Raw genomic sequence first — 20,692 nt, 5'->3', positions numbered from 1 at the left:
ACCCGCTTCGGGAGCGGAAGTTACTCTCTGCGTGGAGGGCTCATGCGAAAGGCTTTGATCACCGGGATAACCGGTCAGGACGGCTCGTATCTGACCGAATTCCTGCTGCAACAGGGTTATGAAGTACACGGCATCATAAGGCGGGCGTCCAATTTCAACACCGAACGTATAGATCACCTGTATCCGGATTCCCACGCCCAGCGCAGGCTGTTCCTGCACTACGGCGACCTGATGGACTCCAGCAGCCTGAACCGCGTGCTCGAGGAGGTGCGGCCGGGCGAGATCTACAACCTGGGCGCGCAGTCGCACGTGCACATCTCGTTCCAGATCCCCGAGTTCACCGCCGAGACCAACGCGATCGGTACGCTGCGCATCCTGGACGCGATCCGCAAGACCGGCATCGCGACCCGCTTCTATCAGGCGTCCTCCTCGGAGCTGTACGGCGGGCTGAGCAGCGCTCCGCTGCGCGAGGACACGCCGTTCCATCCGCGCTCGCCCTACGCGGTGGCCAAGCTCTACGCCTACTGGATCACCGTCAACCACCGCGAGGCCTACGGCATGTACACGGTCAACGGCACCCTGTTCAACCACGAATCCCCGCGCCGTGGCGAGGTTTTCGTGACCAGGAAAGTGACGCGCGCGGCGGTGCGGATCTCCCAGGGCAAACAGGACCGCCTCTACATCGGCAACCTGGAGGCCCGCCGCGACTGGGGATACGCCAAGGAGTACGTCGAGGCTATGTGGCTGATGCTGCAACAGCCCGAGCCCGACGACTATGTGATCGCGACCGGCAGCACCCACAGCGTGCGTGAGCTGTGCGAGCTGGCGTTCGCCGCCGTCGGGATCGACTTGGCCTGGGAGGGCGAGGGTCTCGACGAGAAGGGGATAGACCGGCGCACCGCGCGGGTGCTGGTGGAGGTCGATCCGCGCTACTTCCGGCCGGCCGAGGTGGACCACCTCACCGGCGATCCGAGCAAAGCGCGCGCCAAGCTCGGCTGGCGGCCCCGCACCAGCTTCCCCGAACTGGTGGAGCTGATGGTGGCCCACGATCTGGAGCACGCGTGAGTACCGCCGAGCGCGTCGAGCGCTGCCGGGTGTGCGCGAACCCCCGGCTCGACACCGTGGTCGACTTGGGTGCCATGGCCCTGACCGGGGTGTTCCCCAAGGACGAGCCCACCGCCGTGCCCCGCTATCCGCTGGAACTGGTGCGCTGCGCCCGTCGCGACGAGAACGACACGGACCGTTGCGGATTGGTGCAGCTGCGCGACACCGCGCCCTTCGACGACATGTACGCGCCCGGCTACGGGTACCGGTCCGGACTGAACCGGTCCATGATCGCCCACCTCGCGCACCGGGTGCGCCGCATCCTGGACCGCGTCGAACTCACCCCCGACGATCTGGTCCTCGATATCGGCAGCAACGACGCGACCCTGCTGCGGCAGTACCCGGCCGGCTCGGCGACGCTGGTGGGTGTCGACCCGCTGGCCGAGAAGTTCCGGCGGTTCTATCCGCCGCACGTGCGGCTGGTTCCGGGCTACTTCGACACCGATTCGGCCGCAGCCGAATTCGGCGACCGCAAGGCGAAGGTGATCACCTCGATCGCCATGTTCTACGACGTGCCGAGGCCGCTCGAGTTCATGCGAGCCGTGCGCGACTCCCTCACCGACGACGGGATCTGGGTGCTCGAGCAGAGCTACCTGCCCGCCATGCTGGCGACCACCTCCTACGACACCATCTGCCACGAACACCTCGAGTACTACACCCTCGACCAGATCGAATGGATGGCCGCCCGCAGCGGTTTCACCGTGCTCGACGTGGAGCGCAACGGCGTGAACGGCGGCAGTTTCGCGCTCACCCTGGGCAAGCGGGGCGAACCCGGGCCCGAGGCGGCGGCCGCGTTGGCCGCCCTGCGCCGCGAGGAAGCCGCGCTCGGACTGCACACCGGCGCGCCCTACGACGATTTCGCCAAGCGGGTGGCCGAGCACCGCGAGGTGGTGCGCGACTTCTTCGACCGGTCGCGCCGGGCCGGGCTGCGCACCCTCGGCTACGGCGCCTCCACCAAAGGCAATGTGGTGCTCCAGCATTGCGGTATCGGGCCGGACGACTTGGCGTGCATCGCGGAGGTCAACGAGGACAAATTCGGCACCCGCACACCCGGATCCGGCATCCCCATCGTGCCCGAGCGGGAGGCGCGGGCGCTGCGGCCCGACCAGTTCTTCGTGCTGCCCTGGCACTTCCGGGACATGATGCTCGAGCGGGAACGCGAGTTCCGCGCGGGCGGCGGCCGCATGGTGTTCCCGCTCCCGGAGCTGGATGTGGTGTAGATGACCGCGATCGTCACCGGCGCCGGCGGACAGGACGGCACGCTGCTCACCGAATTGCTCGCCGCGCGGGGGGAAACCGTGGTGGGCATCGGTCGGCGGGGGCCGATCGACGTCACCTCGGCCGGGCAGGTCGCCGCGCTGGTGGCCGAAGTCCGGCCGTCACGGGTGTATCTGCTGGCCGCCGTGCAGCATTCGTCGCAAGGCGCACCGGCGGACCCGGTGCGCCTGGCCCACGAGTCGCATCTGGTGAACACCATGCAGGTGCACCACTTCGCCGACGCGATCCTCGCGGGCGGCGGTGAGACACGCCTGTTCTACGCCTGCTCCTCGCACGTCTTCGGTGCGAATACCGCCGTGCCGGAGGCGATCACCACCTACGACGAGGACGCAGCGCTGCGGCCCCAGTCGATCTACGGCGTGACCAAAGCCGCGGGGCTGCTGGCGTGCCGAGCGTATCGGGCGCGCGGGCTGTTCGCCTCGGCCGGGATCTTGTTCAACCACGAATCGCATCTGCGGCCTGTCGAATTCGTCACGCGCAAGGTGGTGCGCGCGGTCGCCGCGATCCAGCGCGGCGACGCGGACGAACTGGTGGTCGGGGACCTGGAAGCGGGCGCCGACTGGGGATACGCCCCCGACTACGTGCGGGCGATGACACTGGTCCTCGACCTCGACGCGCCCGACGAATTCGTGGTCGCGACCGGCACGCACCACACCGTGGCTCAGCTGTGCGCGTACGCCTTCGCGGCGGCGGGGCTGGACTGGCGCCGCCACGTGCGGGAGGAGCCGTCGCTGCTCACCCGGCGCCGGGGACCGGTGGTGGGCGACGCGCGGCGCCTGCGCGAACGCACCGGCTGGACGCCGTCGGTGGACTTCCCGGGCATGGTGCGCGCCCTGCTGCGCGCCGAAGGAGCGGAACTGATCGACCACCCGGGCGCGCCGACCGCCCGGGCGAGACCGGTACGGACCGGTGGAACGGAAGGATTCGCGTGAGATTCAGTGATGAGAACCTCGTCGCGGCGCAGCTGATCGCCCTCGCCGACGGCACCTACGACGGCGCCTCGGCGAAGTGGGCGCCGACGTGGCCGCCGAGGCGGTGCTGCGCGAAATCGCCTGGCGGGCACGGTACGGCGACCAGCCGAGCCAATCGGTCCAGGTCGCCTTCGCCCTCGAACACGAGGCGAAACAACTCGACTACCTGATGACCCTCGGCGCGGACGATCCGGCGATCACCGCTGGCACCCTCGAGGACCCGTGGCTGTCCGTGCGCCAAGATCTCGTCGAGCTGGTGCGCGCCGTCTACGGCGGCGCCGACGCCGAGTGCGCGACCCGCGGCATCGCGGTGAAAGACGAACCGGGCCCGGGGAGTTTCGCGCCCGACGACCCATGGCGCGTCGCGCGCGGCGCGGCCGAACTGGCCGCCCATCGCCTCGTGACCGCCTGCGCCGCACACCGATACGACCTGAACGCGCTGTCGCTGCACTACGGCTCGGACAAGTGGGGCGGCCACTGGTACACCCCGCACTACGACCGGCACTTCGCCCCGCTGCGCGACCGTCGCGTCCGGGTGCTCGAACTCGGTATCGGCGGCTACCAGGTACCCGACGCCGGCGGCGCCTCGCTGCGCATGTGGAAGCAGTACTTCCGGCGCGGCCTGATCGTCGGACTCGACTACTTCGACAAGTCCGGTATCGCCGAACCCCGCATCCAACCCGTGCGCGGCGATCAGGGTGACCCGGAGTTCCTGGCGCGGCTCGGCGCGGACCTCGGACCGTTCGACATCATCATCGACGACGGCAGCCACCTCAGCGGCGACGTGATCGCCTCGTTCGAGGGGCTGTTCGCGCACCTGCGGCCCGGCGGCCTGTACGTGGTGGAGGACACCCAGACCTCGTACTGGTCGGGCTGGGGCGGTTCCAGCACCGAACTCGACAGTCCCGCAACCTCGATCGGCTACCTGAAGACCTTGGTCGACGCCCTGCACCACCGCGATGTGGAAGCCGATGCGGGGCGCGCGCCGGGCCGTTTCGACGAATGGGTCGGCGGGCTGCACTTCTATCACAACCTCGTGGTCATCGAGAAGCGTCGCAACGCCGAACAATCCGCGGCCCCGTGGGTGCCGCGCAACACGAATCCCATGGCCTGGCTGAAGAACGCCGAAAGCTGAGGTGCCGCCGTGAAATTCCTGATCGTCCCGGTGCCCTCCGCCGGGCATCTGCTGGCCATGGTGCCGTTCTGCTGGGCGCTGCGCCTGGCCGGGCACGAGATCCTGGTGGCCTCCCGCGCCGAGGTCGTCGCCACGGCGCAGCGCGCCGGACTCGACGCGGCGGACCTGCCCGAACTCGCGGTGCCGATGGATACGTTGCGCAACCAGGTGAATCCGTCGATGTTCCCGGTGCCCGCCTTCGCCGACCGCGAGGCCGCGACCGGTCGCGGGCTGTGGGAGGTGGCGGCGCGGAGGTGGCATCAGCACGCCGAGCAGTTCCTCGCGCCGTTCGCCCGGGTCGCGCGGGAGTGGGGTGCGCAGGTAATCGTCACCGATCCGCTCGCCACCCTCGGACGCGTACTGGCCGCCGAGCTCGGCGTCCCGGTGGTGTCGCACCGGTGGGGGATCGACCCCACCGGCGGCCCGTTCACCGAGAGCACGACCGACCTGCTGGCGCGCACACCGGGCGCCGAACCGGTGGCGGTGCTCGACATCTGCCCGCCGGGTGTGCAGGCTCCCGACGCCGTGCCCGGCACTCCGATGCGCTTCGTTCCCTTCAACGGCACCGGAATGCTGCCGCCACAACCTGTTCCGGACTCCCGGCGCCCCCGGGTGGTGGTGTGCTTCGGTGGCAGCGTGCTCGCCCTGACGGGATCCCGTCCGCTGCGGGCGGTGGTCGACGCCTTGGCCCGCGTGCCCGAAATCGACGTGGTGGTGGCCGCGTCGGCCGCGGACCGCGCGCTGCTGGGCGCCACACCCGACCATGTCCGCGTGCTGGAACAGGTGCCGCTGCAACTGTTCCTGCCCGGCTCCGATCTGCTGATCCACCACGGCGGCTCCACCACGGGGCTCACCGCCTGCCGGTACGGGGTGTCCCAGCTCGTCCTACCCCAGATGTTCGACCAGTTCGACTACGCCCGCGGGATCGTCCGCGTGGGCGCCGGGATCGCGGCCGAAGACGCTGTCGCCCAAGCGGATATCGATGGGTTGGCCGACTCGGTGCGCACCCTGCTGGACACCCCCGGCTACCGGGCGGCGGCCGGTGCCGTCGCCGCCGCCCTCCGCGACACGCCCGCACCCGCCACGGTGGCGGACGCCGTCGTGGAATTGCTCGGCGACCGGGTCGGCCTGGCCGCCTGATCGTCGTCACCCGTTCGTCTCGAAGCCCGAAAGCCGCAGGTGCCCATGCTGTCCACCGCCTGGAACAGATTCCGCCACGACATCGACTACTACTCGGCCATGTTCGCGGTGTTCGTCGTCGGGCTGCTGACGCCCGTCGTGATGATCGTGCTGTCGGTGGCCGGTCTGCCGACCGCCGCCACCGCCGTGCTCGGCCTTGCCGTCGGGGCCGTCCTCTTCGTCGTCGGCGTGCCACTGGTGCCCGCCGAATGGCGCGCCGTGCTGCGCACCAAACCCCTTGTGGTGAAGGTGCTGTGGAGCGTGGCCGTGCTGGCCGTCGTCGCCGTGCTGGCGCGGTTGGCGCAGTTCATGATCGACCCGCACCAATCGCAGAGCTCGCTCTCGCCCGACGACGATTTCCTGTTGCAGCACACCCACCTGTCCGGCTACATCAGCGGCGCCCTCGTCGCCGAACACGATCCGGACAATCTCTACAACCGGCACCGCTACGACTCGGCCGAGGCCGACGACGTGCTGCCGAGCGTGCTGCCCCAGGAGCGCGACGTCTACCTGTACCCACCGCCGTTCCTGCTGCTGCCGCGCGTGCTGCTGCTGTTCTCCGGCGAGTTCCACGCGCTCCGATCACTGTGGTACGCACTGTATGTCGCGGTGGTGCTGCTGGCCATGCTGGCGATCGCCCGCTGGATCGGCGGCAGGCAGGGCGCGATCCTGGCGGCCTGCACGCCCGTCGTGTGGGCGAGCCTGCCGACGCTGGCCACCTTGCAGCTGGGCAATATCCACGTGCTGATCCTGTACGTGGGCGGTGTCGGGGCGATGGTGCTCTTCGCGAAGGGCAAGCACGCATTGGGCGGGGCCGCACTGGCTTTCGCGATCGTGGCCAAGGTGTCCCCGGCGATTCTGCTGGTTTACCTACTGGCGCAACGCAAGTGGAAGCCGCTGGGGTGGACGGCCGGATTCGGCGCGATCTACGCGGTGGCGACCTACGCGGTGTTCGGCTGGGGTCCGTGGAAGCAGTTCCTGTCCAACGGGACCTGGCAGCAGTTGGCCAGCGGTGAGTACCACGAATGGGTGCTGGTGGACCGGGCGAACCAGCTGGTGAACTACTCGCCGTTCGGCCTGCCGTACAAGATCCAGATCATGGGCTGGGATTTCGGTGATCCGACCGGGCCCGCGCGCCTGATCACCGACGTATACACCCTCGCCTTGGTCGCCTTGGTCGCGGTGACGGCGCTGCGGGTCCGCAGGCGGGTGGCCGCGGGTGCCGACGGCAGCCGGTTCCGGGCCGAGAACCTCGCCATCTGGCTCGCGGTGCTCACCCTGGCCTCCTTCCGGGCGCCGTTCGGGCCCTGGGTGTACATCGCGGTCGGCGCGATCTGGCTGTTCGCGGTGTACGCCGGACTCATGCGGGCCACCGCGGCGCGCATCGCCGTGCTGGTGGCGGCGTGGTTGATCGTCGCCGTCTACGCGGAGAACGTCTACTTCACCCTCGTCGCCCAAACCATCGTCTACGTGGGCTGTTTCGCCATCGCGTGGCGGGCGTCGGCGGGCACCGAGCCGGACGAATCCGCCACGTCCCCGGCGGATCCCGCGCGGGCGGTGACCACGTCATGACCACGTACGCGGTGATCGGCGCGGGCGTGGCGGGTCTGGCGGCGGCGCGGGCGTTCCTGGCGCGCGGACTGGACGTCGAAGTGTTCGAGGCGGCCTCGGGTCTCGGTGGCATCTGGGACGCGCGGCGGGCGGATTCGCCCGTCGCGCGCAATACGCACGTCATCGCGTCCAAGGGTGTGCAAGCGTTCCCCGAATTTCCCATGCCGCAGGACTATCCGGACTACCCCGGCCACGAACTGGTGCTGCGCTACCTGCACGCCTACGCCGAGGAGTTCGATCTCGTCTCGCGGATCCGGTTCGACACGGCGGTCGCCCGTATCGAACCGGCCCCGGACGGCCCGGACGCGGGCTGGGTGGTCACCCTCGCCGACGGCACCACTCGCGAGTTCGCGGGCGTGGTCCTGGCCACCGGACACGACCGCAGCCCGCGACGCGTCGAATTCCCCGGCGAGGCCACCATTCCCGTGCTGCACTCGATCGACTACGGGCATCCGGAACAGGTCCTGGGCAAGCGGGTGCTGGTGGTCGGGGCCGGTCAGTCCGCGGCCGACATTCTGGCCGACTGCGCCGTCAACGCGGCGCTCACCGTGCACTCCAGCCGCCGCGGCTTCTACTGCATGCCGAAGTACCTGCTGGGCCGCCCGACCGACACCATGCTCCAGGGGAGGATGTGGCGGCCGCTGCGCAGGCGCGCGTCGCTCTCGCTGTTCTCCTACCTGCGCAATCGGTCGCGGACCTACGGGCTGCCGGTGCCCGATTTCAGTGGCGGCGTGGTGATTCCGATGCTGGGCGATCAACTGCACCACCACTACAGCCACGGCGACATCGTCGCGAAACCCGGTGTGGTGTCGATCCACGACGATCTGGTGACCTTCACCGACGGCAGCGAGGAGAAGGTGGATCTGGTCGTGCTGGCCACGGGATTCGTGCCGGACTATCCGATCGTCGCTCGCGCGCACCTGAATTGGCCCGACGATGCCCCGGGCCCGGGGCTGTACCTGCACCTCTTCCCGCCGAACACGCCGAACCTGTTCGTGGTGGGGATGGCTCGGCCCATCGGCTCGCACTGGGACGTGTACGCGGCCCAGGCGCGGCTGGTCGCCGACTACCTGGTGGCCCGCCGGGAGCCGGCGCGGGTGAGCGCGTTCGAGGGGGCGCTCACCCGGCCGCAACCGGAGCTGCGCGCGGGCATCCGGCTGTACCACGGCGACCGGTACCCGCTGGTGGTGGAGAAACAGGAATACCTGAATCAGCTTCGCGCCCATGCGAAGCTACTGAGAGGAAAGGACCGGTCATGAAAGCACCGGGACCTGGTCTGGTCGAAACCGCACGTCTGCTGCCTCGGCTCAGCCGCGACGCGCTGGGCACCGTCGGCACCCTCATCGACCGGTACGGGGATGTGGTCCGCGTCGACGCCGGGCCGATGCTGGTGTACCTGGTGACCGATCCCTCGATGACGAAGTACGTCCTGCAGGACAACTACACCAACTACCGCAAGAGCCCCATCTACGACGAGTTCGCCATCCTGCTCGGCGACGGCCAGCTCACCACCAATAACCTCGAATACTGGCGCAAGCAGCGCACATTGATCCATCCGGCGTTCTCGCACTCGCACGTCAAGCAGTTCGCCGCCGACATCACCGACAGCACCGCCACCATGCTGGACCGCTGGGACGGCGCGGCCGGGCAGTACCGCGACATCTACGACGACTACGTGCAACTGCTGCTCGCCACCACCGGTCGGGTCCTGTTCGGTCTGGACCTGACCACCGGGACCCGGCAGGTCACCGACGCGATGAGCGCGGCGTTCGACTTCATCATGAAGCGGGTGAACGCGCCGGTGAAACTGCCGCAGCACTTCCCGACCCCGGCCGCGCGGCGCGTCGCCCGCAAGGTCGGCGAACTCGACGACGTGGTGCGCGGCCTCATCGAGGAACGCCGCCGTGGCGGCGACACCGCCGACGTGCTGACCGCGCTGGTCCGGGCCCGCGACGAAGGCGGGCAGGGAATGCGGGAAGAGGACCTGCTCAACGAGATCAAGACACTGCTCGTGGCCGGGCACGAGTCCCCGGCGAACGCGCTGTCGTGGGCGTGCTACCTGCTCGCCACCCACCCCGATATCCAGGAATGGCTGGCCGACGAGGTGCGCGACCGGCTCGGCGATCGCACACCGGATTTCAGCGACCTCGCCGGCCTTCGCTACTGCCGCATGGTGATCGAGGAGACCATGCGCCTCTACCCGCCGGCCTGGATCGTGGAGCGCACACCGATCGAGGACGACGAGATCGGCGGCTACCACGTGCCCGCGGGCGCGCGAGTCACCCTGTGCATGTACTACATCCACCGCGACAAGCGGTTGTGGGACGATCCTGAGGAGTTCCGTCCCGAACGGTTCAGCGACGAATCCGTCGCCGAGCGGCACAAATTCGCGTTCTTCCCGTTCTCCGGCGGCCCCCGCATCTGCCTCGGCAAGGACCTGTCCATGACCGAGATGATCCTGATGCTCGCCATGACGGTGCAGCGGTTCCGCCTCGAGCTCGATCCCGACCACGAGGTCGTCCCCGCCGCATCGGTGAATCTGCGTCCGGGGACCGGGATTCGGATCCGGCCGGTGCGCAGGGCGGCGGCGGTTGTGGAGTAAGTGGCCGGTAGTGCAGGCCGTTCGGTGTCACAACAGCCGGTCGGCCATCGCGAGGAGGTCGGCTGCCGACAGCGCCTCCTGGTTCTCCGTGTCCTCGGGTTCGGCAGTCGCGGTGGATTTCGTCGCGGGGGCCGGTGCCTCGGGCTGCGCCATCCGGCGGCCCAGCTCCGAGGCCAGCGTGGCGCACGTGGGATGGCCCCACACGAGGGCGACGGGGACCGGGATCGGCAGGCGGGCGGCGAGGCGGTTGCTCAGCTCGATGGCGTGCGGCGAGGTGAACCCGAAGTCGGCGAAGTTGCCGTCCGTGGCGATCGCGGTCGCCGGGTGGCCGGTCACCGCCGCGAGCTCGCCGGTGACGACGGTGAGGAGGTCCTGGGACTCGGTGGTTACGGGTTCGGCCTGTTCGCCCGTGATGACAGCGATCCGATCCGGGGTCGGGGTGGCTGCGGGGTCGGCTTGTTCGCCGGTGACGACCGCGAGGGGATCCCGGGTCGCTGCGGCTATAGGCTCGGCCCGCCCGCCCGGTTCGAACGACGTTGGTCCGGAAGACGTTTCGGCACCTGCGTTTGCGGGAGCAGGCTCCGGCGTGCTCACCCAATACGGCTTCCGCTGGAAGGGATAGGTGGGCAAGGAGATTCGCCCGGCGACGGGGTTCACCGCGTCCCAATCGGGGTCGCCACCCTGCTCATACGCCCCACCGACCGCTTCCAGCAGCTCGCGCCACCCGAGCTCGCCCGGGTGCAGCGCGGCCCTCAACAGCCGATCCACGGTGCGCCGGTCGGGTTCGGGCTCACCCCCGGCCCCCTCGGCATACCGGTGTAGTGCCTCCACCACCTCGTCCACCGTGCCCGCCACCACCGCCAGACGCCGGGCGAAGTGGGTTCGCTTGCGGCACAACGTATGTGCGAGGTCGTCCAACCCGGCATCGGCGTTCTCGCGCAGGAAGTCCCGCACCCGTGCCGCGTGCTCGCGCAACGCCGCCTCGGTGCGGGCCGACAACACCACCAACCGATCACCATCCGGGGCGCTCAGAGAACCTGCCTCGCTCGCGCCAGGCTCGCCCGCTGCGCTTGTCGTGCCCGCCCCGGGCTTGCCCGCGCCGGCCAGTTCCGCTGTCGCCCGCCCGCCAACCGAACTCGTTGTCCCCCAGCGAAGCGCAGCATTCGAACCTGATCCGCCCACCTTCGCGCGGCGCCACCACCTTGTTCCGCCCGCCGTCGTCCCGACCACCGGCCCCGCCACGCCCTCGACACTCGCCAACGTCCCCGCCTCCACCACAACATGCGCGTTCGACCCGCCGAAACCGAAGGCGCTCACCGCCGCTCGGGCCGGGCGGTCGGGGGACTCCGGCCAGTCCACCGCCTCCGCGCACACGCGCAGGCCGAGGGCGTCCGGGTCGACATCCGGGGCGGGGGAGGAGAAGTGGAGGGTGCGGGGGATGCGGCGGTGGTGCAGGGCGAGCGCGGTCTTGATCAGTCCGGCGAGTCCGGAGGCGGCCTCGGTGTGCCCGATGTTCGTCTTCACCGAGCCGACGAGCAGCGGCCGCTCCGGGGCGCGCGCCGCGCCGTACACCTCGCCGAGCGCGGTCAGCTCCGTGCGGTCACCCACCACCGTGCCGGTGCCGTGGGCCTCGACGTAATCGACCGTCTCCGGGGCGATTCCGGCGTGCGCCAGGGCGCGGTGCAGCAGGTGGCGCTGGCCGTCGGCGCTGCTGGCGGGCATCGTCGGGTTGTGGCCGTTGTTATTGGTCGCGCTGCCCAGGACGACGCAGTACACGCGGTCGCCGTCGCGGCGGGCGGCGGCCAAGGGTTTCAGCAGCACGGCGGCGCCGCCCTCACCGCGGGCGTAACCGTCGGCGGTGGCGTCGAACGCGCGGGAGCGGCCGGTGGGGGAGAGCACGCCGAGGGCCGCCAGCCCGGCCGTGGTGTCGGCGAGCAGGTTCAAGTGCACCCCGCCCGCCACTGCCGTCTCGCACTCGCCGGCGCGCAACGCCTGGCAGGCGAGGTGCACGGCCACCAGCGACCCGGCGCAGGAGGCGTTGACCGCGAGGCTCGGCCCGTCGAAGCCCAGCGCGTGCGAGACGCGGTTGGCGATCACGCCCTCCACGTCGCCGGTGCTGGTGAACGGCGTCACGCCCGCCGCGCCCCTGGCCAGCTTGAGCGCGCGATAGTCGTTGAACTTGGCGGCGAAGTAGACGCCGGTGCGCGGCGCGGCGGCCGGACGCACTCCGGCGTCCTCGAACACCTCCCACGCCAGCTCCAAGGCCAGCCGCTGCTGCGGGTCGATCTCGGCGGCCTCGCGCGGGGAGATACCGAAGAACTCCGCGTCGAAGCCCGCCACATCGGCCAGGTACGCGCCCGCGAACCGCGGCCCTTCCGCGCGCGCGTGCTCCGGGAACCGGCCGGGGGGTGGTGTGTCCGATACCGTGTCGACCTCGTCGAGCAGGGCCCGCCAGAGCGCGGCGGGCGATTCGGCACCGGCGAACCGGCACCCGAGTCCGATCACCGCGATCGGCTCGGGTCCGGTTGTCGCGGAACGTGTTTCGTCGTCACCGCGCCGGGCTCGTCGAATCCCTCGCACACCGCCACCTGCCTCATCCGCCGTCGCGGACCCGGATATTCCTCGATCTTGTTGTGAGGTAACAAGATATCGAGCAGACTCTACCTGTGCTCAGCTCTCGGCGCCCGGTCTTCGCCCGGGTCACGGCCGTCTTCGGTGACGAGGCGCGGCGCCGGGAGCTGGTGCGGTTCGCGTTCGTGGGCGCGGCGGCGTTCACCGTGGACACCGTCATCTTCGTGGCCCTCAAGACCACGGTGCTCGAAGCGCGGCCCGTCACCGCGAAGGCGATCGCGGTGCTGTGCGCGATCACGCTCTCCTATCTGTTGAACAAGCAGTGGTCGTTCCGTGCCAGGGGCGGCCGCCGCACCCACCACGAAGCGGCCCTCTTCTTCCTGGTGAGCTTCCTGGGCATCGCCGTCAACACCGCGCCGCTGTGGGTGTCGCGCTACGTCCTGCACCTCGAGCTGCCGCATGTGTCGCGCACCACCCAGGAGATCGCGGACTTCGTCTCGGCGCAGCTGATCGGCACCGCCCTGGGGATGGTGTTCCGGTTCTGGGCGTTCGTCACGGTGGTCTTCCCGCAGCGGCGCGACCAGCGGGCGCCACTACCCTCGAAGCCATGACTTCCGCTCCCGCACGCACCGTCCGACGGGTCACCACCACACGCGCGGGCGGCTTCTCCGCGCCGCCCTACGACTCGTTCAATCTCGGTGACCACGTGGGCGACGATCCCAAGGCCGTGCGCCGCAATCGCGACCGCCTCGCCGCCGGCATCGGTCTCACGCCCGACCGCCTGGTGTGGATGGAGCAGATCCACGGCCGCAACGTCGAGATCGTCGACGGCCCGCGCGCCGAGCCGGTCCCGGCCACCGACGCGTTGGTCACCACCGTGCCCGACCTGGCGCTGGTGGTGCTGACCGCCGACTGCGTGCCGATCCTGCTCTCCGACGACGAGGCGGGCGTGATCGCCGCCGTGCACGCCGGGCGCATCGGCGCGCGGATCGGCATCGTGCCGCGCGTGCTCGAGGCGATGTTGTCGGTCGGCGCGCGGCCCGAGCGGATCGGCGCGTTCCTCGGCCCCGCCGCGTCGGGCCGCCAGTACGAGGTGCCCGCCGAGATGCGCGCCGACGTGGAGGCGCACCTGCCCGGTAGCGCGACCACCACCGTGCGCGGCACGCCGGGACTCGACCTGCGCGCCGGCATCCGGCGCCAGCTCACCGAGGCCGGGGTCGGGGCCGTGGCCGAGGACCCGCGCTGCACCATCGAGGACCAGACACTCTTCTCGCACCGCCGCGGCGCGCCCACCGGGCGTATCGCCGGGGTGATCTGGATGTCGACGGGCGAGGTGCAGGCATGAGTGCGCGGGTCATGGGGTCGGGGTGCGTGCCGGAGACCGGTGGCGGGCAGGTGCGGGCATGAGCGCGGGCGCGGCGGTGACCGAACGGACCGCGGAACTGTCGGAGAACCTGGACCGGGTGCTGGCGCGCATCGAGGCCGCGCGCGCGGACGCGGGCCGGGAACCGGGCTCGGTGCGCCTGCTGCCCGTCACGAAGTTCTTCCCCGCCTCCGACATCGAGATCCTGTATCGGTTGGGGCGCAGGGAGTTCGGTGAGTCGCGCGAGCAGGAGGCGGCGGGCAAGGCCGCCGACCTGTCGGGGTTGGCGGGGATCGAGTGGCACATCATCGGCCGGTTGCAGCGCAACAAGGCCAATGCGGTGGCCCGCTACGCCCACACCGTGCACTCGCTGGACAGCGAACGGTTGGCAACGGCCCTTGACAGGGGTTCGCTGGCCGCACTGGAGGCCGGCCTGCGCGCCGAACCGCTGCGCGTGCTGATCCAGGTGAGCCTGGACGAGGACCCCGCGCGCGGCGGCGCCGCCGAACGCGAACTCGACATGCTCGCCGAACGCGTCGGTGACGCCGAAGGATTGCGCCTCGGGGGCCTGATGGCCATCCCGCCGCTGGGTGACGACCCTGATAGCGCATTCGCGCGTCTTGCGACCTTGCACACGCGTTTGCTGGCTTCGCACCCCGCCGCGACCGAACTTTCCGCAGGAATGTCGGGTGATCTGGAATCCGCGGTGCGACACGGCGCGACGCTTGTGCGTGTCGGTACCGGCTTGATGGGCGCTCGACCGATAACCTCGGCGTAGCAAAGAAACCTCATCAGTCACATTCGACACATAAGATTGGGACCGACGGGGGCTGAGCAAGACTTCAACACCCGGCCGCCACCGGGGCCGAAGGAAGGTCGACCGAATGAGCGAGCGCAGCGAGCGAGTTACAGACGCAGCGACCTTCGTGGTCAAGGCCGGGTTCAGCGACAGCGAGGTGGTGGGGTGATGAGTACGCTGCACAAGTTCAAGGCCTACTTCGGCATGGTTCCGCTCGAGGACTACGAGGACGACTATGTCGACGACCGTGGTCCCCGGGCGGGTGAGCGCGGTGGCCAGCGGGCGCGCGCGTACGCCGACCGCCCCGGCTACGGCGCCGATCGCTACGCCGAAGATCGTTACGGCGCCGAGCGTTTCGACGACGAGCCCGACTACCCCGAGCCGGCCTACAAGTCGCCCTACGGTGGCGCCTACGCGCCGTCGCGCCGCGACGACTACGCCGAGGAGCCGTACGGCGACGACCGCTACGAGTCGCCGCGACGCCCCACCCGCATCGATGCCGCGCCCTCCTCGGCCCGGTTCCGGGCGGGCGGCGGTGCGCCGATGTTGCGGGGAGCCACCCGGGGTGCGCTCGCCGTCGATCCCGACGCCGAGGAGCGGCGGCTGGAGGAGCGCGTGCGCCCCGAGCCCGCGCCCGCCCGCAGGCCCGGGATCTTCGAGGACGGAGGTCCCTTGTCCAAGATCACGACGCTGCGCCCGCGCGACTACAGCGAGGCCCGCATCATCGGTGAGCGCTTCCGCGAGGGCAACCCGGTGATCATGGACCTGGTCGACCTCAGCAACGCCGACGCCAAGCGTCTCGTCGACTTCGCGGCCGGCCTGGCGTTCGCGCTGCGTGGTTCGTTCGACAAGGTGGCCACGAAAGTGTTCCTGCTCTCACCGGCCGACGTCGACGTATCGGCCGAGGAACGCCGCAGGATCGCCGAAACCGGCTTCTACAACCAGAAATAGGGTCGTGATCAGGGGGGTTGGCCGATCTCGTCACGCGCGGGTCGGTGTGGTCATTTTGCGCGACGCCGATTTTCGGGCAGAGTGAAGTCGTGGCCTTGTTCGCGGTGCTGTACTTCGTACTGTTCATCTTCTGGCTGTTGCTGATCAGCCGGGTGATCATCGAGTTCGTCCGTAGCTTCGCCCGTGACTGGCGACCGACGGGGGTGGTCGTCGTCATCCTGGAGGTGATCTTCACGATCACCGACCCTCCGGTGAAACTGCTGAGGCGGGTGATACCGCCGGTGTCCCTGGGGGGAATTCGCCTGGATCTGTCGATTATGGTCCTGCTTTTCATCGTGTTCATCCTGATGTCCATCGTGAGCAGGCTCGGCCAACCGGTAGCTCCGGTGTGACAGAATGGGCCAAGATACCTTGCTAGATCTGCTAGATCTCCACAAGACGCGTGAAGGGATCCTTCCATGCCGCTGACCCCAGCCGATGTGCACAACGTCGCGTTCAGCAAACCGCCGATCGGGAAGCGCGGCTACAACGAGGACGAGGTCGACGCCTTCCTGGATCTCGTGGAGCAGGAGCTTTCGCGCCTGATCGAGGAGAACGCCGATCTGCGCCAGCGGGTCGCGGAGCTCGACGCCGAGCTGGCCGACGCGAAGAAGAACCGGTCGGCCGCCCCGTCGACGGTGAAAGCGCCGGTGCAGCAAGCACCGCCCCCACAACCGGAGCCGATCAAACCCCCGGTGCCCGCGGCGCCGCCGGCCCCGGTCGCGGCGCCCGCCCCCGCGGGCAAGGAGGCCCCCGGCGCCGACGCGAACCTGCAGGCTGCCAAGGTGCTGAGCCTCGCGCAGGAGATGGCCGACCGGCTCACCAGCGACGCCAAGACCGAAGCGGAGAGCCTGCTCTCCAACGCGCGAGCGAACTCCGAGCGACTCGTCGGCGACGCCAGGACCCGGTCCGAGGCGATGATCGCCGACGCGCGGCAGAAGTCCGACGCGATGCTCTCCGACGCGCAGACCCGCTCGGACAACCAGTTGCGCCAGGCCAAGGAGAAGGCCGAGGCCCTGCAGGCCGACGCCGAGCGCAAGCACACCGAGATCATGGCCACCATCACCCAGCAGCGCAGCGTGCTGGAGAGCCGGATCGAGCAGCTCAAGACCTTCGAGCGGGAGTACCGCGTGCGGCTGAAGTCGTACCTGGAGTCGCAGCTGGAGGAGCTGGAGAACCGCGGCTCGGCCGTTCCGGTGGACGGTGGCGAGGCCTTCGCCGACGCCAACACCGCGAACAACCTGGCCCCCGCGTCGTTCGCCAAGGGCGGCAAGTAGCCCACCGGCCCGACACTCCTCGCCCACAGGCCACCTGCCGGAGGCACCGGGGTACAGTCGTACCGCCGGGGATGCTGGGGAGTTGCTGGCGGAGGACTCCGCCGGTGCCTCAGTGTCTTCGGGCGGAGCGATTGCCCGAAGGTTGCCTAGGGGGTCACCATGCTCGTCCTGACGCTCGTTCTCGCCGCGATCGGTTTCGCCCTGCTCATCACCGCCCTGACCACGGGATCGGTGATCTGGGCCTGGGCCTGCATCGTCGTGTGCGTGATCGGTGCCGTGCTGTTGCTGGTGAGCGCGCTGTCCATGCGCAGGCCCGACGGTGACGCACCGCCCCAGGGCAAGCACGCCAAGCGCTGAGCGCGGGCGGGGAATTCTCGCTGGACAGAGCCGGTTAGAATCGAGACACACAGGCGTCGATCCGGCCATCACCGGGGAGCTTTCGGAAGAACCGCGCCACGGCGCCCAGTAGAACCGAACGGGTGAGCCCGTCACAGCTCGCAACGAGAGGTCCGTGCCACCGCCCCGCCGGGTGGGAGCCGGGCAAACGGGGTGGTACCGCGGTTTCGGCGCACCGAGCGCCGGCATCGTCCCCGTGCCGAACCGATACGCGCCTGCGGCGCGGTGGCACGAGGAGACGCATCCGCGATGGCGGACGAGAGCAAGAGCGCATACCCGCTGGTCGACCTCGGCGCGGGCACCGGCGGCACGTTCCCCGAGCTCGAGCAGCGCGTGCTCGAGGCGTGGGCGGCCGACGACACCTTCCGCGCGAGCATCGAGAACCGTTCGGGCGGCGGCGAATTCGTCTTCTACGACGGTCCGCCCTTTGCCAACGGTCTGCCGCATTACGGTCATTTGCTCACCGGGTACGTCAAGGATTTGATCCCGCGGTACCAGACCATGCTCGGCAAGCGGGTCGATCGGCGATTCGGCTGGGACTGTCACGGCCTGCCCGCGGAAATCGAGGCGGAAAAGCAACTCGGTATCACGGACAAATCACAGATCGATGCCATGGGCCTGGCGGAATTCAACGCCGCCTGTAAAACATCGGTACTTCGCTATACCGGTGAGTGGCGCGACTACGTGACCCGTCAAGCCCGCTGGGTCGACTTCGACAACGACTACAAGACCCTCGATCTCGACTTCATGGAGTCGGTGATGTGGGCGTTCAAGTCGCTGTACGACAAGGGGCTGATCTACCAGGGCTTCCGGGTGCTGCCCTACAGCTGGTACGAGCAGACCCCGCTGTCGAACCAGGAGACCCGCCTCGACGACGCGTACAAGATGCGCCAGGACCCGGCGGTGACCGTCGACATGGTGCTCTCGGTGCCCGAGGACCACCCGTTGCGCGCCCTCGACGGCGCGAACGCGCTGATCTGGACCACCACGCCGTGGACGCTGCCCTCCAACCTGGCCGTCGCGGTGCACCCCGACGTGCGCTACGTGCACCTGCGCGGCGCCGACGGCAAGCGCTACGTGCTGGCGGCCGAACGGGTTTCGCACTACGCGCGCGAGTTCGGCGAGGAGCCGGAGGTGCTGGCCGAGTACGACGGGCTGGCGCTGGCCGGGCTGTCCTACGCGCCGCCGTTCGACTTCTTCCTCGGCCACCCGAACGCGCACCGCGTGCTCACCGCCGACTACGTCACCACCGATTCCGGCACCGGCATCGTGCACCTGGCGCCCGCCTTCGGTGAGGAGGACATGGACGTCGCCGCGGCCAACGGCATCGAGATCGTGCAGCCGCTGGACGCGGGCGGCAAGTTCACCTCGATGGTGCCGCCGTACGAGGGCCTGATGGTGTTCGACGCCAACCCGGTGATCATCAAGGACCTCAAGGCCGCCGGAAAGCTGTTGCGGCACGAGACGATCGAGCACTCCTACCCGCACAGCTGGCGCTCCGGCCAGCCGTTGATCTACATGGCGGTGCCCTCGTGGTTCGTGGCGGTCACCAAGTTCCGCGACCGCATGGTGGAGCTGAACAAGCAGATCACCTGGGTGCCCGAGCACATCCGCGACGGTCAGTTCGGCAAGTGGCTCGAGGGCGCGCGCGACTGGAACATCAGCCGCAACCGCTACTGGGGCAGCCCGATCCCGGTGTGGGTGTCCGACGATCCGGCCCACCCGCGCGTGGACGTCTACGGTTCGCTCGACGAACTCGAGCGCGACTTCGGCGTGCGCCCGTCGGATCTGCACCGGCCCATGATCGATGAGCTGACCCGGCCCAACCCCGACGACCCGACCGGGAAGTCGACCATGCGCCGGGTGCCGGAGGTGCTGGACTGCTGGTTCGAGTCCGGGTCGATGCCCTACGCCCAGGTGCACTACCCGTTCGAGAACAAGGAGTGGTTCGACTCGCACTTCCCCGGCGACTTCATCGTCGAGTACAACGGGCAGACGCGCGGCTGGTTCTACACGCTGCACGTGCTCTCGACCGCGCTCTTCGACAGCCCGGCGTTCAAGACCGTCGCCGCGCACGGCATCGTGCTGGGCGACGACGGGCTGAAGATGAGCAAGTCCAAGGGCAACTACCCGGACGTGAACGAGGTGTTCGACCGGGACGGCTCCGACGCGATGCGCTGGTTCCTGATGAGCTCGCCGATCCTGCGCGGCGGCAATCTCATCGTCACCGAGCGCGGCATCCGCGAAGGTGTGAGTCACGCGCTGCGACCCCTGTGGAACGCGTGGAGCTTCCTGCAGCTGTACGCCTCGACGCCGGGGCAGTGGCGCACCGACTCCACCAATGTGCTGGACCGCTACATCCTGGCGAAGCTGGCGCAAACCCGCGATGTGATGACCGAGGCGCTCGAGGTCTACGACATCGCGGGCGCCTGCGAGGAACTGCGGTCGTTCGCCGACGCGCTCACCAATTGGTATGTGCGCCGGTCGCGTTCGCGCTTCTGGTCCGAGGACCGCGACGCGGTGGACACGCTGCACACGGTGCTCGAGGTGGTGTCGCGGCTGGCGGCGCCGCTGCTGCCGCTGATCACCGAGGTGATCTGGCGCGGGCTGACCGGCGAGCGTTCGGTGCACCTGGCGGACTGGCCGAAGGAGGGCGAGCTCCCGCACGACGACGAGCTGGTCGCGGCCATGGACGAGGCGCGCACGGTGTGCTCGACGGTGCTGAGCCTGCGCAAGGCGAAGAACCTGCGGGTGCGGCTGCCGCTGTCGGAGGTGACCATCGCCGCCGCCGACGCCGAACGGCTGCGCCCGTACGCCGACATCATCGCCGACGAGGTCAACGTCAAGAAGGTGGACCTGACTACCGACGTGGACGTGCACGGCCGGTTCGAGCTGGCCGTGAACGCCCGCGCCGCCGGTCCGCGCCTGGGCAAGGACGTGCAGACGGTGATCAAGGCGGTCAAGGCGGGTGAGTGGTCGGAGGGCCCCGACGGCGTGGTGAGCGCCTCGGGCATCACCCTGCTGCCCGAGGAGTACACCCAGCGCCTGGTGGCGGCCGAGCCCGAGTCCACCGCCGCCCTGCCCGGCAACGCGGGCCTGGTGGTGCTGGACTCCGCGGTGACCGAGGAGCTGGAGGCCGAGGGCTGGGCCCGCGACCTCATCCGCGATCTCCAGGAGACCCGCAAGTCCCTCGGCCTGGACGTCTCCGACCGCATCACCGTGGTCCTCGACGTCCCCGCCGACCGGCTGGCCTGGGCCGAGACCCACCGCGACCTCATCGCCGGCGAAATCCTCGCCACCAGCCTCACCTTCGGTGCGGCCCCGGACGCCCCGGAACTCGTCGGCGGCGTCCGCGCCACGGTGACGAAGGCCTGAGC

The 20,692-nt window shown here is 69.6% G+C and carries 16 protein-coding genes and 1 pseudogene; 16 read left to right on the top strand and 1 reads right to left on the bottom strand.

Annotated features, from left to right (window positions below):
- Positions 1-42 precede the first annotated feature (42 nt).
- The 8 genes and pseudogenes from gmd to DFR74_RS17515 all read left to right on the top strand — a co-directional run bounded on the left by gmd (position 43) and on the right by DFR74_RS17515 (position 9,919).
- Complete coding sequence (gene gmd, locus DFR74_RS17550) at positions 43-1,065, top strand: GDP-mannose 4,6-dehydratase (RefSeq protein ID WP_067510808.1); 1,023 nt, start codon at positions 43-45, stop codon at positions 1,063-1,065.
- Positions 1,062-2,324, top strand: a complete 1,263-nt coding sequence (locus DFR74_RS17545; protein WP_067510807.1) for a class I SAM-dependent methyltransferase — start codon at positions 1,062-1,064, stop codon at positions 2,322-2,324. Before gmd ends, DFR74_RS17545 begins: the two co-directional genes overlap by 4 nt.
- Positions 2,325-3,314, top strand: a complete 990-nt coding sequence (locus DFR74_RS17540) for a GDP-mannose 4,6-dehydratase (RefSeq protein WP_067510806.1) — start codon at positions 2,325-2,327, stop codon at positions 3,312-3,314.
- Between the two features lie 55 nt (positions 3,315-3,369).
- Positions 3,370-4,488, top strand: a pseudogene (locus DFR74_RS38000) (class I SAM-dependent methyltransferase); the annotation flags it as partial.
- A 9-nt stretch (positions 4,489-4,497) separates the two neighbouring features.
- Positions 4,498-5,667 carry a glycosyltransferase gene (locus DFR74_RS17530; RefSeq protein WP_067510804.1) on the top strand — a complete coding sequence of 390 codons (1,170 nt, stop codon included), beginning with the start codon at positions 4,498-4,500 and terminating at the stop codon, positions 5,665-5,667.
- Positions 5,668-5,712: 45 nt separating this feature from the next.
- Entirely contained in the window at positions 5,713-7,278 is a 1,566-nt protein-coding gene (locus tag DFR74_RS17525; RefSeq protein ID WP_067510803.1) for a glycosyltransferase family 87 protein, read from the top strand.
- A complete protein-coding gene (locus DFR74_RS17520) occupies positions 7,275-8,576 on the top strand; it encodes a flavin-containing monooxygenase (protein ID WP_147265846.1) in 1,302 nt (433 codons plus the stop codon). The genes DFR74_RS17525 and DFR74_RS17520 overlap by 4 nt, the downstream gene beginning before the upstream one ends.
- Positions 8,573-9,919, top strand: a complete 1,347-nt coding sequence (locus DFR74_RS17515) for a cytochrome P450 (protein WP_067510801.1) — start codon at positions 8,573-8,575, stop codon at positions 9,917-9,919. The genes DFR74_RS17520 and DFR74_RS17515 overlap by 4 nt, the downstream gene beginning before the upstream one ends.
- Before the next feature lie 27 nt (positions 9,920-9,946).
- Here the strand turns inward: DFR74_RS17515 and DFR74_RS17510 are convergent, their stop codons facing one another.
- Entirely contained in the window at positions 9,947-12,424 is a 2,478-nt protein-coding gene (locus DFR74_RS17510) for a beta-ketoacyl synthase N-terminal-like domain-containing protein (RefSeq protein WP_067510800.1), read from the bottom strand.
- 161 nt (positions 12,425-12,585) lie between these two features.
- On the opposite strand from DFR74_RS17510, the gene DFR74_RS17505 reads away from it, so the two are divergent.
- From DFR74_RS17505 to ileS, 8 genes are all read left to right on the top strand, one after another.
- A complete protein-coding gene (locus DFR74_RS17505) occupies positions 12,586-13,101 on the top strand; it encodes a GtrA family protein (protein WP_067510799.1) in 516 nt (171 codons plus the stop codon).
- Positions 13,098-13,835, top strand: coding sequence for a peptidoglycan editing factor PgeF (gene pgeF / locus DFR74_RS17500; protein WP_067510798.1), 738 nt, complete (start codon positions 13,098-13,100; stop codon positions 13,833-13,835). The genes DFR74_RS17505 and pgeF overlap by 4 nt, the downstream gene beginning before the upstream one ends.
- Positions 13,836-13,893: 58 nt before the next feature.
- A complete protein-coding gene (locus tag DFR74_RS17495; RefSeq protein WP_067510797.1) occupies positions 13,894-14,631 on the top strand; it encodes a YggS family pyridoxal phosphate-dependent enzyme in 738 nt (245 codons plus the stop codon).
- Between the two features lie 189 nt (positions 14,632-14,820).
- Positions 14,821-15,603, top strand: a complete 783-nt coding sequence (locus DFR74_RS17490) for a cell division protein SepF (RefSeq protein ID WP_067510796.1) — start codon at positions 14,821-14,823, stop codon at positions 15,601-15,603.
- 89 nt (positions 15,604-15,692) lie between these two features.
- Entirely contained in the window at positions 15,693-15,995 is a 303-nt protein-coding gene (locus tag DFR74_RS17485) for a YggT family protein (RefSeq protein ID WP_067510795.1), read from the top strand.
- A gap of 66 nt (positions 15,996-16,061) precedes the next feature.
- Complete coding sequence (gene wag31 / locus DFR74_RS17480; protein WP_067510794.1) at positions 16,062-16,919, top strand: DivIVA-like cell division protein Wag31; 858 nt, start codon at positions 16,062-16,064, stop codon at positions 16,917-16,919.
- Between the two features lie 159 nt (positions 16,920-17,078).
- A complete protein-coding gene (locus tag DFR74_RS17475) occupies positions 17,079-17,276 on the top strand; it encodes a hypothetical protein (RefSeq protein ID WP_067510793.1) in 198 nt (65 codons plus the stop codon).
- A 288-nt stretch (positions 17,277-17,564) separates the two neighbouring features.
- Positions 17,565-20,690: an isoleucine--tRNA ligase gene (gene ileS, locus DFR74_RS17470; RefSeq protein WP_067510792.1), complete on the top strand. Its 3,126-nt coding sequence runs from the start codon at positions 17,565-17,567 to the stop codon at positions 20,688-20,690.
- The last annotated feature ends 2 nt before the right edge of the window (positions 20,691-20,692 follow it).

Source organism: Nocardia puris, from assembly GCF_003315035.1.
Lineage (GTDB): Bacteria > Actinomycetota > Actinomycetes > Mycobacteriales > Mycobacteriaceae > Nocardia > Nocardia puris.
This window is presented reverse-complemented; position numbering and strand designations above follow the sequence as displayed.

What these genes read in the sequence shown, in the direction of transcription:
- gmd (WP_067510808.1), top strand. Translation starts at nt 43, where the DNA reads ATGCGAAAGGCTTTGATCACCGGGATAACCGGTCAGGACGGCTCGTAT.
- DFR74_RS17540 (WP_067510806.1), top strand. Translation starts at nt 2,325, where the DNA reads ATGACCGCGATCGTCACCGGCGCCGGCGGACAGGACGGCACGCTGCTC.
- DFR74_RS17525 (WP_067510803.1), top strand. Translation starts at nt 5,713, where the DNA reads ATGCTGTCCACCGCCTGGAACAGATTCCGCCACGACATCGACTACTAC.
- DFR74_RS17520 (WP_147265846.1), top strand. Translation starts at nt 7,275, where the DNA reads ATGACCACGTACGCGGTGATCGGCGCGGGCGTGGCGGGTCTGGCGGCG.
- DFR74_RS17515 (WP_067510801.1), top strand. Translation starts at nt 8,573, where the DNA reads ATGAAAGCACCGGGACCTGGTCTGGTCGAAACCGCACGTCTGCTGCCT.
- pgeF (WP_067510798.1), top strand. Translation starts at nt 13,098, where the DNA reads ATGACTTCCGCTCCCGCACGCACCGTCCGACGGGTCACCACCACACGC.
- DFR74_RS17495 (WP_067510797.1), top strand. Translation starts at nt 13,894, where the DNA reads ATGAGCGCGGGCGCGGCGGTGACCGAACGGACCGCGGAACTGTCGGAG.
- DFR74_RS17490 (WP_067510796.1), top strand. Translation starts at nt 14,821, where the DNA reads ATGAGTACGCTGCACAAGTTCAAGGCCTACTTCGGCATGGTTCCGCTC.
- wag31 (WP_067510794.1), top strand. Translation starts at nt 16,062, where the DNA reads ATGCCGCTGACCCCAGCCGATGTGCACAACGTCGCGTTCAGCAAACCG.
- DFR74_RS17475 (WP_067510793.1), top strand. Translation starts at nt 17,079, where the DNA reads ATGCTCGTCCTGACGCTCGTTCTCGCCGCGATCGGTTTCGCCCTGCTC.
- ileS (WP_067510792.1), top strand. Translation starts at nt 17,565, where the DNA reads ATGGCGGACGAGAGCAAGAGCGCATACCCGCTGGTCGACCTCGGCGCG.